Annotated in this window: 15 protein-coding genes; 6 read left to right on the plus strand and 9 right to left on the minus strand. The window is 46.4% G+C overall.

Annotated elements, in window-relative coordinates:
- Positions 1-23 precede the first annotated feature (23 nt).
- On the plus strand, positions 24-161 hold the full coding sequence (locus tag QUB20_RS01340; RefSeq protein WP_333291103.1) for a hypothetical protein: 138 nt from the start codon (positions 24-26) through the stop codon (positions 159-161).
- 16 nt (positions 162-177) lie between these two features.
- Here QUB20_RS01340 and QUB20_RS01345 read toward each other — a convergent pair whose 3' ends face one another.
- Positions 178-1,248: an Mrp/NBP35 family ATP-binding protein gene (locus QUB20_RS01345; protein WP_333057242.1), complete on the minus strand. Its 1,071-nt coding sequence runs from the start codon at positions 1,246-1,248 to the stop codon at positions 178-180.
- 281 nt (positions 1,249-1,529) lie between these two features.
- Between QUB20_RS01345 and hemF the strand changes: the two genes are divergently transcribed.
- Both hemF and QUB20_RS01355 read left to right on the plus strand, forming a co-directional pair.
- Complete coding sequence (gene hemF, locus QUB20_RS01350; RefSeq protein ID WP_333242610.1) at positions 1,530-2,573, plus strand: oxygen-dependent coproporphyrinogen oxidase; 1,044 nt, start codon at positions 1,530-1,532, stop codon at positions 2,571-2,573.
- A gap of 57 nt (positions 2,574-2,630) precedes the next feature.
- On the plus strand, positions 2,631-2,993 hold the full coding sequence (locus QUB20_RS01355; RefSeq protein WP_006631392.1) for an STAS domain-containing protein: 363 nt from the start codon (positions 2,631-2,633) through the stop codon (positions 2,991-2,993).
- Positions 2,994-3,238: 245 nt separating this feature from the next.
- Here the strand turns inward: QUB20_RS01355 and QUB20_RS01360 are convergent, their stop codons facing one another.
- Entirely contained in the window at positions 3,239-3,859 is a 621-nt protein-coding gene (locus QUB20_RS01360; protein ID WP_333242607.1) for a chromophore lyase CpcT/CpeT, read from the minus strand.
- A gap of 472 nt (positions 3,860-4,331) precedes the next feature.
- On the opposite strand from QUB20_RS01360, the gene psb29 reads away from it, so the two are divergent.
- Positions 4,332-5,045: a photosystem II biogenesis protein Psp29 gene (gene psb29 / locus QUB20_RS01365; RefSeq protein ID WP_333242604.1), complete on the plus strand. Its 714-nt coding sequence runs from the start codon at positions 4,332-4,334 to the stop codon at positions 5,043-5,045.
- 380 nt (positions 5,046-5,425) lie between these two features.
- Here the strand turns inward: psb29 and QUB20_RS01370 are convergent, their stop codons facing one another.
- From QUB20_RS01370 to QUB20_RS01390, 5 genes are all read right to left on the minus strand, one after another.
- Positions 5,426-5,962: a late competence development ComFB family protein gene (locus tag QUB20_RS01370; RefSeq protein WP_006631395.1), complete on the minus strand. Its 537-nt coding sequence runs from the start codon at positions 5,960-5,962 to the stop codon at positions 5,426-5,428.
- A gap of 207 nt (positions 5,963-6,169) precedes the next feature.
- Positions 6,170-7,111 (minus strand): M23 family metallopeptidase, encoded by a 942-nt coding sequence (locus QUB20_RS01375; RefSeq protein WP_333242601.1) that lies wholly within the window; start codon positions 7,109-7,111, stop codon positions 6,170-6,172.
- A 464-nt stretch (positions 7,112-7,575) separates the two neighbouring features.
- On the minus strand, positions 7,576-7,803 hold the full coding sequence (locus QUB20_RS01380; protein WP_333242598.1) for a hypothetical protein: 228 nt from the start codon (positions 7,801-7,803) through the stop codon (positions 7,576-7,578).
- A gap of 52 nt (positions 7,804-7,855) precedes the next feature.
- Positions 7,856-9,382, minus strand: a complete 1,527-nt coding sequence (locus tag QUB20_RS01385; RefSeq protein ID WP_333242595.1) for a phosphomannomutase/phosphoglucomutase — start codon at positions 9,380-9,382, stop codon at positions 7,856-7,858.
- Positions 9,383-9,832: 450 nt separating this feature from the next.
- Positions 9,833-10,738, minus strand: a complete 906-nt coding sequence (locus QUB20_RS01390) for a D-hexose-6-phosphate mutarotase (protein WP_333242591.1) — start codon at positions 10,736-10,738, stop codon at positions 9,833-9,835.
- A gap of 40 nt (positions 10,739-10,778) precedes the next feature.
- Between QUB20_RS01390 and QUB20_RS01395 the strand changes: the two genes are divergently transcribed.
- Positions 10,779-10,991 (plus strand): hypothetical protein, encoded by a 213-nt coding sequence (locus tag QUB20_RS01395; RefSeq protein WP_333242588.1) that lies wholly within the window; start codon positions 10,779-10,781, stop codon positions 10,989-10,991.
- A 171-nt stretch (positions 10,992-11,162) separates the two neighbouring features.
- On the opposite strand, the gene QUB20_RS01400 is transcribed toward QUB20_RS01395, so the two are convergent.
- Together QUB20_RS01400 and QUB20_RS01405 are read right to left on the minus strand one after the other, a co-directional pair.
- On the minus strand, positions 11,163-12,065 hold the full coding sequence (locus tag QUB20_RS01400; protein WP_333291105.1) for a class I SAM-dependent methyltransferase: 903 nt from the start codon (positions 12,063-12,065) through the stop codon (positions 11,163-11,165).
- 778 nt (positions 12,066-12,843) lie between these two features.
- Positions 12,844-13,044, minus strand: coding sequence for an SDR family NAD(P)-dependent oxidoreductase (locus QUB20_RS01405; RefSeq protein ID WP_445299363.1), 201 nt, complete (start codon positions 13,042-13,044; stop codon positions 12,844-12,846).
- Positions 13,045-13,832: 788 nt separating this feature from the next.
- Here QUB20_RS01405 and QUB20_RS01410 point away from each other — a divergent pair.
- Entirely contained in the window at positions 13,833-16,148 is a 2,316-nt protein-coding gene (locus tag QUB20_RS01410; protein WP_333242582.1) for a cation:proton antiporter, read from the plus strand.
- Positions 16,149-16,254: the final 106 nt, after the last annotated feature.

The following is a 16,254-nucleotide window of genomic DNA, read 5'->3' on the forward strand; positions in this document are numbered from 1 at the left end:
GTTCCACAAATTCAACAGGCAAGATGCCTGTTCCACAAATTCAACAGGCAAGATGCCTGTTCCACAAATTCAACAGGCAAGATGCCTGTTCCACAAATTCAACAGGTTTCTTGTGGGGAGTAGGGGTTGGGCGGGACGCCCGCCCATCAAAAGCTGATTAACAATCCAAGATGTGAGTTAGGCTAAGGCTGCTACGGAAACTTTACCGGCAATGCGGCCCGCGATCGCCCGCAACTCCCTAGCTGAAGCAGAACCCGGTTGCCCCACCACGATCGGCACCCCCGAATCGCCACCTTCCCGCAACGGAATTTCCAGCGGAATGCGGCCTAACAGCGGCACTCCCAACTCAGCAGCAGTTTTTTCCCCGCCACCGGAACCGAAAATATCGTATTGCTTATCGGGCATATCGGGTGGCACAAAATAGCTCATGTTTTCCACAATTCCCAACACCGACACTCCCAACTGCTGGAACATCTTTAAACCCTTGCGAGAGTCCAACAATGCCACAGTCTGCGGTGTAGTCACGATCACCACACCAGCCATCGGCACCGCTTGCGCCATTGTCAACTGCGCGTCTCCAGTACCCGGAGGCATATCGACAATCAGATAGTCTAAATCGCCCCAATTCACCTGATACAGGAACTGCCGAATGATCCCGTTCAACATCGGGCCGCGCCAAATCACGGGTTGGTCTTTGTCAATTAAAAATGCCATCGACACTAATTTGACGCCGTAGTTGAAGGCGGGTTCCAGGCTTTCCCCGCTTTTTCCGTCCCTAACCATCACTTTTGCGTCCCCTAAACCCAACATATTGGGGTCGTTGGGCCCATAGATATCCGCATCCAGCAAACCCACCTTAGCGCCGGTTTGGGCTAGCGCTACTGCGACGTTTACCGCCACTGTGCTTTTGCCGACGCCGCCTTTGCCGCTGGAAATTGCGATAATATTTTTAACGCCTTCAATGCCTTGGCGATCGACCACTCCCTTTTGCTGCGGCGTCTCCGCTGTCACCTCCACCGCCACTTTTTCGACTCCTGGCAACTGTTTGACCGCTTTTTGGCAATCTTCGACAATAAATTCTCGCAGCGGGCAAGCAGGCGTTGTCAGCACTAAAGTAAAACTGACGACACCGCCGTCAATTTTTATGTTACGAATCATGTTCAATTCCACCAAACTCTTTTGCAGTTCGGGGTCTTGCACGGGTCGCAGGATTTCTAAGACTGAACTAACATCGAGTGTATTGGGCATTGTGTTTTCCACCATAGCTCTGCAATTGGGTTTGCGAATTTTCGATCGCAGGTTTAAGTATATTTTTATTGCTATTTTTTAATGTAACTTCATAGCGATCATTTGCAGACCTACGGTGGCATAATTACATGACGACAGGATTTGGGACTCACGGTCAATCTCAAACTCAAATGCGATCGGCAAGAATTTCTACGACCGAAAGCAATTTGGTCACAATAGGCGAATTGAGCCGTGGTCGCAATTCTTCAATCTAAAATCTAAAATCTTAAATCTTAAATCGGATGACTGTTTCTACAACACTTAAAACCGCCACTTCCCCGTTTTTGCCGCCCGCTGACTCTAGAGCTAGAGTCAGCCAATTTATGAAAACCCTACAAGACGAAATTTGTCAATCCCTCGAACAGCTCGATGGCGTTGGCAAATTTAAGGAGGACTCTTGGGAACGCTCCGAAGGCGGGGGCGGACGTTCTCGCGTCATGCGCGAAGGCGATGTGTTTGAACAAGGGGGAGTCAATTTTTCCCAAGTGTGGGGCGAAAGTTTGCCGGCTTTGATTCTGGCCAAGCACCCCGAAGCTGCAGGTCACGATTTTTATGCAACAGGCACTTCGATGGTGCTGCACCCCCGCAATCCCTACTTGCCTACGGTTCACCTGAATTACCGCTATTTTGAGGCCGGGCCGATTTGGTGGTTTGGCGGCGGTGTGGATTTGACTCCTTATTACCCCTTGGCTGAGGATGCAGCTCATTTTCACAAAACTCTGAAAGCAACTTGCGATCGCCACCATCCCGGATATTATCCGACATTTAAACTTTGGTGCGACGAATATTTCTATCTCCCCCACCGCCAAGAAACCCGTGGCGTGGGCGGCCTGTTTTTTGACTACCAAAGCGCTCAAGGCGCGCTTTACCGCGACCATCATGTCAAAGGCAAAGCAGCCGAGTGCAGCAACAACATCGGGGCGCCGGAACCTAGAACTTGGGAGTCGCTGTTCGCCTTCGTACAGGACTGCGGCCGGGCATTTTTGCCAGCTTACACCCCAATTGTTGAAAAGCACCGATCGAAAGAATACGGCGAGCGCGAGCGTAATTTCCAACTTTACCGCCGCGGCCGTTACGTTGAATTTAACTTGGTGTACGATCGAGGCACGACCTTTGGTTTGCAAACCAACGGACGCACCGAATCGATTCTCATGTCCCTGCCACCTTTGGTACGCTGGGAATACTGTTACGAGCCAGAACCCAACTCTCCCGAAGCCGAACTCTACTCCAAGTTCTTAAAACCGCAAGATTGGGCGAATTGGATGCCTCAGCAGTCACCGACCTGAGTTAAACTACTGGGACAGTAACCACCGCGATAGATAATAAATTTGAGGGAAGGGTCAGTGATTCATATTGATCAAAAAACCCACACGCTTCAAGACGGTACAACAGTTATCGTCTTAGCACCGACAGGACGGTTGGACATCACTACAGCTTGGCAATTCCGCCTCAAGTTGCAAGAGTGTATTTCCAAACTTAGCCGCCATGTTGTAGTGAATCTTGGTCAGGTTAACTTTATCGATAGCTCTGGCCTGACCTCACTTGTAGCAGGTATGCGGGATGCGGATAAAGTTAAGGGAAGTTTCCGCATTTGCAATGTTCATCCCGAAGCCAAACTGGTGTTTGAAGTCACCATGATGGATTCTGTGTTTGAAATCTTTGAAACGGAAGAAGAAGCTCTAGAGGGGGTGCCGCGCGCAAGTTGACCACTCCCGTTTGCATCGCTTGCGGTGTAAGCGCAATTTAAGCTTGAGGCTCACAAAAAGCGCCGGAACCCTGGACAAGAACAGGAAGCAGGTAAATTCTTGCCAGCTTCCTTATGCTTTCTTCCTTTCTTGAGAGGTTGAGAGGTTCACCAAAACACTAAAGTAGAAGAATAGGTCAAGGTAAAGTCTTGCCTTCTATCCTAGATAGCTATATTTTTCTTCCTAGTTTCTTGTTGCTTCTTGCTTCAAACCAATATCTCAGCAGCAAAATCCTGACGCTTGACAAATCTAAAAGGGCCCATTAAAGCTCCCCAGATAGCCTTGCCTGTGGTGGGGCTTATTCCTTTGTCGTAGCTGAGAAATTCCTCGCCTGCGGCTTCAAATCCCAAGTCTACTTGGTAATTTTGCCCCCCGTAGGCAAAGCCGCAGCGAGTGCCCTCCGGCAAAGATGCCCGAAATCGATAGCCGTTTGAGCCTAAATTTTCCACCGCAACCGACAGGGTGCAGCCAGGGAGGAGTTGGATTTGCTCCTTCGTTAGCTTTCCAAGCAAGTCGGGGTTGCAACCGGCTCCTTTGACGGCTGTAATGTCATTAAACATATAATACTGAGCTTCGATAAGTCCCGGCGCTATCTGTGAGTGCCTCAGTTGCACGATGCGGGGGCGGTATGGCTTGTCTAATTCCAGAATGTTGGCTTGTTCGGCAAACAGGGCAATGCTGGGTTCGGAAAATAAAGGAACGGGTAGTGGTCTTTGCCACATACGAAGGTGGACGTACCACGCCGGCTCTGCTAGCGCTTGTTCTCGGTTGTCAAATTCGCCCGCCATGTACTGGGCTAAAGCTATTAATTCAGGAGAAATTGTCATGTTTGTTTTTTGACGATTAGGGATTGACAAGAAAAAGTTATTGTGATATGTAAGACCATATCAAGGCTGGGCAAGTCAGAAGATGAGATTTATGAGCGATCCCAGAAGAGCTATGATTGTAAAGATACTGGGTTTTTTCCCTCATATTGCGACATATTAATTGTTGCTGCCGATCGCGCGTAAAATATTTTTGATAAAATTTTGTCTCGCAAGGAGGCGGCAACGCTTAAAAAAACTGGCAAATTTTGTCAGCCCGATCGCAGAATTGACCCAGCCCAACAACGGATACCGTGCCACGTACTTAAGTCGTGGAAAGATAAAAATTTTAGACCAAAGTTCAAGCTCCCAGATTTATCTGTGGGGTAAATCTAAAATCTAAAATCTAAAATCTCAAATCGACTGACTCCCCCGACTTTACTCACGCCGCGCTGGCACGCCCGCTACGGCAAAATTATTTATCTATAAGACTCAGGTGAACAATAACCGTACTGTTTCAGATACTAAGCGAAGTTTCTATACGATTCACACTCGACCGATCAACTCAATTTACCGTCGAGTGGTGGAAGAGTTGATGGTAGAAATGCACTTGCTTTCGGCGAATGCCGATTTTCAATACGACCCGATTTATGCTTTGGGTGTAGTGACAGCTTTCGATCGATTCATGCTTGGGTACGCCCCAGAAGCAGACAGACTTTCCATTTTTAACGCTTTATGCAAATCCCTAGAAGACGATCCAGAGCGCTACAAGCAAGACGCTCAGCGATTGGAAAGCTTGGCGGATAGACTTTCGGGCCAAGAGTTGCTCTCGTGGCTCGATCGCTCGACCAGCTTTGAAGATACAGCGGATTTGCAAGCGTCTTTAGGGGCGATCGCCAGCAACCCTCAATTTAAGTACAGCCGCTTGTTCGCGATCGGTTTGTTCTCGCTATTAGAAAAAGCTGACCCTAACTTAGTAAAAGACCAAGAAACGCGAAACGACGCGATCGCCAAAGTCAGTGCGGCCTTGCACCTGCCAGAAGACAAAGTTAGCAAAGATTTAGATTTGTACCGCAGCAATTTGGAAAAAATGGCCCAAGCACGAATAGTGCTTCAAGATGTCATCCAAGCGGAACGGAAAAAACGCGAAAAACGAGAGACAAAAGTTACCGCTGGTCCTTCGGCTGACTCTTCTGACAGCAGCAATTAATCGTTTAAAAGAAGAAGGAAGTTCGGCAACGGATTCGCTTTCTTCGGATGTAACTGATATCTTGCACCATTCTCAATTAGCCGTAGGGGCGGGTTCGCCAACAGCCTGAAAGCTTGCAAATAGGTTCTATAAACCCGCCCGACCCACGAAAAATCCTCTTATTGATATTGCTGCAAGATGTCAGATGTAACCGATGTCACGAACAAAGAAGAAGGAGTTTTTTATTTTTTACATAAAATAGAAAACTCTTAAATTTTAATTTTTTGTTTTTGAATTCTGGTTTCTGCCATCTGATGAATCTTGCTGGCTCAGAAACTAAAAATCCCGCTTTCTGAATGGAGCGGGATCGACTTAATCAAAATAGAGCTGTTGGATTGGTACTAAGGCTGGGGTTCAAAATTAGTGGCGTTAGCTTGCAGCCAAGTGCTTAGCTGTGAAAGAACTTCGTTTCCAGAAGACTTGCCCAAAGCTGTGGGGTTTGGGGTGTCGGGCCTGTCCAAGTTGCGGGCGATCGCTGCGTTGACTTCTTTGGAAATCAAATCGTGAAGTTGCTCTTTAGCCCTAGCCCTTTGAAAGTGAGCTCCCTCTTCAGTCGTAGCGTACAGAGGTGGCAGCCTATTTAAAGCATAAGCTGCGATATCTCCCACATCCAGACTCAGGTCGCTCGTCGCTTCAATTTCGGCCACCCTAGCGATCGCATCGCTGAGCACCAACTCTTCCATCACGTTGATGAACTGTTTGCGTGGCAGAACCACAACTTCGCCAGTCAACAAAGATCCCATCAGACGATCGAGAGCCATGTACTCTTCGATCGACAATTCCGAAGCCGTATTGCAGATCCGTCCCACCTCAGCTTCCATAGACGGCGTTAAATAGCCATCTTGCAAAGCCTGTTCAACAATTTTTTCAATACTCATATATGCGTCCCCGCTCAACGGCATCATCAATAAAGTTTTGTGAAGACGCGATTGTTAGCGTCTTGAGATTCGAGTTTTGAGAGTTGAGTTGAGAATTTTTATACAAATCCTAACTCAATACTGATAACCCATAAAGTTATCTGCACACCCCAGCCACAAACTTACCCCATAATTGACTGATAAATCCGTCAAAACCTGTAAAAACTCCTACTCAACTCCCTGAAGCCGCCAAGGTACAGGATCGACTGCCTGCCCATGCACGTAAAGTCCCCAATGCAGGTGAGGGCCTGTGGAAGCCCCCGTTGAGCCCACAGTACCAATTACTTGACCTGGTTTCACGACATCGCCTTCCTTGACATCAATCCGGGCCAGGTGCATCAAAATACTGGCTACCCCCTGGCCGTGGTCAATACCAACGACATTCCCGTGGATTTTGAACCCTTGGGATTCGCGTCCCACTAGAGACACGCGACCTGCGGCTGGTGCCACTACAGGGGAACCGTAAGCACCCGCGTAATCAACGCCGCGGTGGTAGTAGTCTTGAGCAAATACCCCATTATAATAACGTCGCACCCCGTAAATAGTGGTAATTTCGCCGGAGTTGGGGCGCAACAATTTGCCGTCCCAAAATTTTTCGGGTGTCACGAGTGCTTTAAATGCGTCTACGCGATCGAACTCCGCGTCTGTACCTTCGCTGTCTTTCCCAGGCGGTAGCCAGATGGATTGAGTAGGAAAATTTCGATCCCGCACTTGGAGACTCAAGTTCTGAACTTGTCCGTCACCTGCGACTTGGATTTGGCGGGCACCGGGTTTCTCTAGCGGCGTCGTCGGTAGCAGGGCCCGAAAGCGGCCGTTGCCGATCGGAAAAGCGGGGTAGTTTTTTTGCTGTAGAGAAACTGTTGGAGTTTCCCCGCCGTTACCGTCAACCTGAATCATTACTGACAGCGTATCTCCCAGTTGGGGATTTGTCGGCGTCACAACTACCTGCAAAGCTTGTACCGGCAGGGCAAAACTCAGAAAGCCAGCAACAATTCCCCCGATCGAACCAGCGGTTAGCTTGTTTGCTTTCAACTGCCCCCACCGCAAAATCCGACCCGTAATTATTTCCGTACTTAGCCCGCAGTTGTCTCGATTCACAGTCATTACCATCACTAGCAGTCCTTAACCTTTGTCTCACTGATATATTTTTAACTATCTAGACTAACTCTAGCAATCCGCAATAAAAATTTCTGTAGTGCGGGGAGGAAAGCCCGCTTCAGCCAGACGCTCACACTACCGTTTCCACTACAAATCTAGGAGAACCCAAGTTTCAACAGAAACACTCTTCATCTCTAAGCGGATGGAATTATATTTTATTAGTCCTAGCTACTGTTGCATAGCTTTTAACAATTGGCATTAGTTATAGTTCACGGCGCTACAACATAATTATTTTTAACTCCTCTGCTGTTAAATCAATTCTTTCTTTGCCGTTTATTTGCCGAGAACGTTCCTCAAACTCTCTAGTTATTGTAGCCTGTTGTTGGCAAAATAGTATTGATTCCCTATTTTAAAATCTCACATCTAAAATTGTATGAGATAAAAATTGAGAATTTCTATAATCTGATTACCTAAATTTACAGGGATTCAAAGGTAGCAGTAAAACCATCTAAGGTCAAGCATTCTTCCATAAATTCCTCTACCTCGTTGACATTCTCAAGCTGATATTCCATGATGCGTTGACCATCACCTTTCATCTTTTTGGAAGAGGAAGGCGTGGCAGGATATTTGGCAGCGATCGCTTTGAAAGCTTTGGAATGGGTATCCCAGCTTTCAGCAGAACATTTTATGATTAAAAGCCACATGATTAAATTCCTCCTTGGGTTTGGTTTACTAATAGTCTAACACGAGTAAAACTTAGAGCGATAGTGCCGAAAAATCAAGGGATTCTGTTGTTTTGAAAAAAGCTAAAAGCCGAGCGACTATGTGAGCAACACCACCCTTAACATTAGACTCAACATTCAAAGGCATCACCGGATCGTGGAGTGATAAGCGTAACAGAAACCAGCCAGATTCGCTAGTTGACGTGCAGGAAATTCGCAAACCTTCGTAGTTATTGGGAACTATTTTCCAGTCTGCTTGGGTTGAGACAAATTGTTGCAGTTGCTCAATAACCCGATCGCCGTGAGCCTTGAAATCATCCACACCAATTTTAATCCGAAATTCTGCACTTTCTTCGGGTTCTTTTAAATTCGCAATTAAATCCGGCAAAGATTGGTTTGCTAGCTTTGACTTAGCCAATTCAATCAATAATTTGCTGACCAAATAAGCGCCATCATCCAGAAAGTAATTTTCTTTCAAAGCTCCATGTCCAGAGGTTTCAATCGCCAGCCATGATTCCTGTCCGGCTTCATTGAGGCGAATCGACTCGTCAATCACATTTTTGTAGCCGCGTTTAAAGCGATGGTGAATTCCTTTTAAATCTTGTTCGATGAATTGTGTCAAGCCATCGGAGGTGATAGAATCGGTGACAATGGTAGAGCCTGGGTGTTCTTGTAATATAATGGCAGAAATCAAGGCAATTAAGCGATTGCGATTCAGTTCCTTGCCAACTCCATCGACGGCCGCACTGCGATCGACATCGGTATCAAAAATAATCCCAAAATCTGCTTGATGTTCAATTACCGCTTGACAAATTGACTGCATTGCCTGTTTATCTTCGGGATTTGGCACATGATTGGGGAAAGTACCATCTGGTTCTAAAAACTGACTGCCCGTAGTGTCTGCACCTAAAGGTTTTAAGACTTTATCAACATAAAAACCGCCCGCACCATTGCCCGCATCCACAACAATTTTTAATCCTGTTAGTGGTTCCTCAAAGTTATCGGGATGATTGACTGCTTCCCGGATTTTTGTGACAAATTGGTTAGCATAAACAGAGATAAAATCATGCTTTGTAATCTTACCGGGCGATGAGGATGGCTGAAAATAATTGCTTTGCGCTAGTGCTAAGATATCTGTAATATCCTGCTTTTGTAACCCACCTTGGGCTGTGAAAAACTTTAAGCCGTTTCGATTAAAGGGCAAATGGCTAGCAGTGAGCATAATCGCGCCGTCGCAATCAAAACCAGGGGTAATGGTACTCATAAACATGGCGGGGGTTGAGGCCATTTCAAAGTCGTACACGGTTGCACCAACTGAGGCGATTCCCTCCATGACTGCTTGCATTAAGGTTGGCCCTGATAGGCGACTGTCACGCCCGATCGCGATCGTTAATTCTGGCGCTGGTTTCTTGACTTTTTGCACCAGCCAACTGACAAATGATTTACCTAAGATTGTCGCAATTTCGGGGGTGAGGTTGACTTTTTCATTGGGAACGCCTTCGAGGGCGATACCGCGAATGTCTGATCCATTTTGAAGTTTTGTCCAGTTGAAGATTTGCATAATAATTGATGGTTAGTAGAAAAATAGGACTCGGCTGTAGAAACTGATCGTACAAACTTTCGTTTGCTGCTAGACGGTTCGAGTCAGTTTCGCCGATCGTCTTTCGCGGACTAATAAATAAACAGGGGAGAAATTTGTGATTTGGTATTATATCATGTCCGGTCGATTACCCCTAATACGGTAGGGGATCCCCTCACGAAAAATATCTGCCAATAATTGACAATCTCAAAAACCCGCCCTTTTAATCGCTCGATCGGACATGGTATTATTAGTCATTACGGTGACAGAGTTTTTCAATTCAATCAGCTAATCGGCATTTAAGTTGTATTTAAAGAAACAATCCCAGTCTTGTGGGTGGGATTTGAGCAACGCCCAAAATATCCAATTGAAATGTTGACCCGCTTACTGAGAATTTTGACCCCATCACCGCTAAGCTTAAGCTCTAATTTCTTAGTCGCGTTCAACGCTGTAAATTGCCTGCAAGCGGAACTCACCATGAGCGGGAACTTCCACAATATCTGTAGCTGCATTGGTCGTTTCTACGCAGAGTAAGCGCTGATAATCTGCATCATCAAGGTCGGCCATATTTGCAGAAATTGTCACCCAGGGATTCCACACTACGACGGATTTACTACCCGATGATTTAATGCGAATCCGACGATTGAGGGCGCTATCGTCAATGACTAATTCATTGGTGACATCGAGATAAATGCGATCGACTTCACCTGTTACTACCACTGCACCCACTTGAGTTTTTTCCACCCCACCATCCGCTTTATCAAGATATTGGCTATTTTCTAAACCTAAAACCTGCACGCGGTTGATATCCCCGACTTGGAAATAGGTGTGGAAAGCTTGGGTGAGGGGAAATGCTTTGTCGCCTAGATTGCGGGTGATTAATTCTACAGTGAGGCTGGTGCCGATCGTAATTGCGATCGCCAGTTCAAAGGCTTGGGGCCAAATTTCTCTAGTTTCATCGCTATCCTTGAGTCCGAGAGTGACTTTGGTTGCGCCGTCGGGGGTTGTGGCGGTTTCTAGCACATTCCAGAGGCGATTCCGCACAAACCCATGACTCGGACGCCCCAAGGCTTCGGGATCTGGGCCAAACCATGGCCAACAGATGGGTATACCGCCTTTGATGGCTTTCCCTTCGGCGTAGTAGGCTTTGTCGCTGAGGAACATCAAGTCTGTGGTTTCGGTGGCTGGTTGAAAGGAGAGCACTTGACCGGAATACACAGAAATTAAGGCTTTGGCTTGACCGTTGTCGATGTGAATCATCGGGAAACCACCGTTTCCGGTGGCGAAGGTGAGGTTCCCGGCTATGCCGTAGTCTGTGTTTAATTGGTCAATACTCATGCTTTTGGCTTGGTGAATTGCTTTACAATTATCCGATATTATGGTTGCTAGATTGATTAGATTGTTGAGTTTGACCTGGGAAGGTGCGATCGACACAACGATGCAGTCAGAGAAACCGATAGCGAGTCCCCACACATCGCGAGGGGATGTGCATCGAACCCACCGGCACACCTTGCTGATTTCTCCGATGGCCAAGCTAATGCAGCACTTCATCAAAAGACGGCGCAGCCGCAAAACTCCGCATCTGGCTTGATTCGTTGTATAGCCCGGAAACCCTTGTGGTGTCGCCCACAGCCTCCCTCGCTAAAATTTGTCTTCGTAGAGTCTGGCGCAAGGGGATTAATGTAATTGGTGATAACTGTCAGGGTACAAGCGCACTCAAACATTTGAGGTGATCTCATCTTTTCTGTGCACTTAAGTTTTGTTATGCTGAGCCAGAATCGGGTTTTTTCAAATATATACGTTCCATATCCCGTGTATTTAAATATAACGAAATTTTATTTAAATGCAGTTTAACTGCCACATCCTTAAGGATTTGTTTAATGACCTGACTTTTGCTCACAACGCCCAAATTATAAAATAGCCTGTCGAGTGTTAGCGATCGCCCCACATAATCTGTTTTAAGCACGGTAAATCCTGCCTTAGTTGCAAGTTTTTCTAGCGTGGTGGTCGTAAAAAAGTAAATATGTCCGTCGCAACTGAGACTTCTTTCTCTTTTACCCAATAATTTGAAAATCAATGTATCGTAGCGGGGGGTTTCCATCACGAATATCCCACCCGGCTTCAAGATCCGATAAACTTCTTTCAACGTACTGCAAGGATCGGATACGTGTTCGATCACGTGCATCATCAATACAGCGTCTGCCGATCGATCTTCTAGTTCAGCTTTTTCTAATATGGTTGGGATGATTTCGATTCCAAACTCCGATTCTGCATATCTGCACATACCCACATTAGGTTCAAGCCCAACTACATTCCACCCATCTTGCTTAAAGAAGTTTAACAAATACCCCAAGCCACTTCCCACTTCAATTAACTTACCTTTCTGGGGATAATGTTTGTGAAGAAAAGCTCTGGTTTTTTCATAATCTTTTACCTGCAGTGCTTCTTTTTCCAGTCTCTGCGAATCTTGGTTAACTATCGCAGATAATACAAACTCTGGATCGTAGTTTTCTATTAATACACTATCTACTTCTGTGCTTCTCGGATTAGCATACATCAATCCACAGGCTTTACAATTGACAATTTGATTTACCTGGGCTACTCCCTGCTCAAATCTCACAGTATAGTCATTACTACCGCACAAATTGCATGCAACGTATGTCATAGCTTTGATTTCTTTTACTTTGTTCAACTGAGTTCGGCATTGATTCTAACATATTCACCTGTGGGCAGCCACAAGTGTTTATTTTTGTTACACAAGTTTACATGATTCTCGCTATTCCTGCTACACAATCTAAATTTATCCGCAAAAATTAGTTTATTAAACCAATATTTATTGTTAATTAGGAATGAGAATTAAATAACTTAGAATGCGTGATGCTTCTTGTGGGATGGGCGTCCCGCCCGCCCTTTCTGGACGGGCGGGACGCCCATCCCACTGTCAAGAGTGTAAATTATTTAATTCGCGATCCTTAGTTCACACACAACAGCTTGAATATAGCAGAATTTATAGAATATCTTTTTTCACCCATGCCTTTTATAGTCTCCATAAAATATAAAAAATAAAATAGTATAAACATAAACATAAATCTCAATTTATTGTATAATTTGGTAATTATTATAGCAATCCTAAATCATTCAGGTACATTTGTAGGGGTAGTGCTACCCCTACTCCCCGTGCCTACCCCCTATCTACCGGGGCAACCGGGCGTGGGATTGCCCCTACAATAATTAGGCGAATGATTTAGGGTTGCTATATATCTAAAATAAGTGCGTTATTAAAAACAATTACAGCATTTGTATTGCCCATGTTTTTCGATGTATCTCTCCGATTTCTTCATTGTTATTGCGTGATAGCCGGATGCGGCAAAGTTGCTTGCTAATCGATACTCAGTTTTATTACAGCATATTCGGTGATTGATGAAATACAGTAGTCGCTATATTTATTCGGCAACATCGGTGACTCGATAGGCAACTGTGCCACCTGTTTTTTCGATTGCAGCCACTAAGTCCTTGAGTCTATCTTCGCGGCGGGCAGCAAGCATGAGTTTGGCTCCGCTGGCGGCTAAACGATGAGTAGTGGCTTCACCTAAACCGCTACTTGCTCCTGTAATGATCACAACCTTGTTTTGAATCTCAGACATATTCACTCCTGTTAATTGATTAAATCGGCTCACCTAAAATCGATCGCAAATCCGCTTAATCACCAAGCGCGATCGTATTGAATAGGAGCAGGCACGGATTGACGTAGTTGCTTCGCAGCCCGCATCGGCCAATAAGGATCGCGCAGCATTTCTCTAGCAAGTAATACCATATCTGTTTGACCTGACAGTTAGGGAGTCGATCGCCTCTAGTGCAGTCTTTACAGGTGCGACGGCAGCTTTGTCCAACCTACATCCCGAATAGACAAGTCATTTTGAGGTATCAAGAGCAACGACAAAATTACTTTTCTAAAACCTAAATTTTTATTGTTAGCAAAACCGGGGATTACTAGAAAAAGACACAAAAGTGCCTGAGTAATTATCCACTATATCGGCTCAATCCGCAAGCAGGGTTTGAATAAATGAAAACGATTTTAACTAATCCTTTTTACCGATCGCCGATCGGTGAACATATACCATGATAAAACCGCTCAATACAAAAAAGTAATCAACACCGCTCCACCCAGCCTGAAATAAATTTAAAAAAAGTAACTTGATTTAATCTCTCGGCGCTCATCTCGTTGAGGTGAAACATTACCACTAATACCGCCGCAATCCCTCGATAAACTTGCCAGAGGTTAAGCTTTTTGTGAGGATTTGAACTCTGTGCAATGAAAAAATACCTTAGTCGAGGGTGGCCGTTGTGCTTGTTCCTCAACTACTGTCAACCCACTAAACATAGTCAACACATTAGACACTATAATATAACTTTATACTTTTTTCATAAACTTGTGCAAGAAGACTTCCGACTGATCGTTGACTTAGTTCTAGTTCTCGCTGCTGCCGCTGCAGGAGGACTCTTTGCATCGCTATTGCGACAGCCGGTAATTCTCGGCTATCTCCTGGGAGGGATCGTAGTTGGGCCGGCCGGTTTGGGGCTGATTAAAGAATTAATTCAGGTAGACACCCTGGCTGAATTCGGAGTTGCTTTTCTGTTATTTGCCTTGGGAGTGGAATTTTCTTTCGCCGAACTCCAGAAAGTAAAAGCCATTAGTTTGGGCGGAGGGGGCTTGCAAATTGTGCTGACGATCGCCATTACTACTGCAATTTCCTTGGCTGTAGGCTGGGTAGAATCGCCTGCTCAAGGCGTGTTTTTAGGGGCAATTCTGTCGCTTTCCTCGACTGCAGTTGTACTCAAGTGCTTGATGGAGCGCAATGAATCCGGTACTTCCCACGGTCAAGTCATGCTGGGAATATTAGTAGTTCAAGATTTGGCTTTGGGGCTAATGTTAGCAGTTTTGCCGGCACTCAATCAGCCAGCAGAAGAGATCGGCATGACGGTAGCGTGGGCCCTGCTGCGGATCGGGTTATTTGCGATCGGTGCTGTAGTCGCGGGCATTTGGCTTGTACCGCAGTTGCTGCGATACCTCGCGCAAACAGAAAGCCGGGAACTGTTTTTGCTGGGAGTTGTGGTTTTGGCTTTAGGGATTGCGCTACTGACAGAATATTTGGGTTTTTCGATCGAGATGGGCGCATTTGTGGCGGGTTTAATGATTTCGGAGGTGGAATATGCCGACCAAACTCTAACTTATGTCGAGCCTTTGCGAGATATTTTTGCATCTTTATTTTTTGTCACCATCGGAATGTTAATTGACCCGGTGTTTCTGTGGAACCATCTCGAAGTAATTCTGGGACTGGTATTTATAGTATTTGTCGGCAAATTCTTGATTATAACGCCGATCGTCCGACTATTTGGCTATCCGCTAAAAACAGCATTAATCACAGGTTTGGGCTTAGCTCAAATAGGAGAATTCTCCTTTGTACTCGCTAGTGCCGGCCAAGCTATGGGGCTGGTTTCGCGGAACGTTTACCTGTTAATTTTAGGAACGACAGCAGTCACCCTGGTGCTAACTCCGTTTGTATTGAGAAGCGTGCCGCAGTTATTGAAATGGGCGGAAAATTTCGGGCCTTTGCAGCGCTATTTTGACGAAACATCTCAACCTGTGGCAATAGCTGAAACTTTGCCGGAACAAAATTATGTTGTGGTTTGTGGCTACGGGCGAGTCGGCAGAATTTTAGTCAAAATGCTGCAAAGCCGCAACTGTTCAGTTGTGGTGATCGATGAGTCAGAAAGTAGAATTCAAGAGTGCAGAGTCCAAGGAATTCCTTACATTTACGGGAATGCTGCCAGCTTGCACGTATTGGAAGCCGCGCGGGTGGAACGGGCAAAAGCAATGGCGATCGCCCTTCCCGATCCCATGAGCACTCGCTTGTGTCTGAAGCGGGCTTTAGAATTAGTCCCGGATTTAGATATTGTGGTGTGCGCGAACCAAGATAAAGACATCGAACTGCTTTACCAACTGGGGGCCTGGGAAGTTGTGCAGCCGGAGTTTGAAGCCAGTTTAGAACTGTCTTCCCATTTGCTGGCTGGCATGGGACTCTCGGCAATGGCGATCGCGCGGGATGTGCAGCAAATTCGCAGCAGCCGCTATCTGGAATTGCGGCCACCGCGCGAACCTTTGGCGGTTTCGCGGGATTTGAAAGTGGCGGTTCGAGATATGAACAGCGAGTGGTACAACTTGCCGTCGGGTTCTCCCATCGCCAGCATGACTCTGGAAGAAACTAACCTGCGCCAGTTGACAGGCGTCAGTGTGATGGCGATCGTCCGCGAGAATGGCGAGGAAATTGATTATCCCAACGGCAAGACAGCTTTGCAGTCGGGCGATCGACTTTTTGTAGTGGGAGAACCCGAAGAACTCATCAGTTTTGAGTTGCTGGCGAAGGGGGAAGTTGCAGTACCGCAGGGCGACAGTTCTTGCCAGTGGCTGAGACTGCCAGCAAAGAGCCCTTGGGCCGGCAAAAAACTGTCAGAGGTAGATTTGCTGATCCAGTACGGGGTGCAAGTGCGGGCGATCCGCCGGGAGGGGAAATTTACTCGCTGGCCGGACGGAACTAGCAATTTGCAAGAAGGCGATCGTTTACTGCTGTGCGGTGGCTTCTACGAGCTCGGCTTGATGCAGCGGATGGCCTCACCGCCGGTGCCGCAACCTGCTTTAAAGCTGCCTTTTGTCGCCACCCAAGTCAGTGAAAAGCTGTTTAGCGATTAGGGAAGTTCGGCAACGGATTCTGTAACGGATGTAACGGAGGTCAGGAAAACCGAAGTTGGAAGAGGTTCGAGGGAAGAGGGAAGATTTTTCCCCTCTCCCTCTCTCC

The organism is Microcoleus sp. B4-C2, assembly GCF_036705265.1.
Lineage (GTDB): Bacteria > Cyanobacteriota > Cyanobacteriia > Cyanobacteriales > Microcoleaceae > Microcoleus.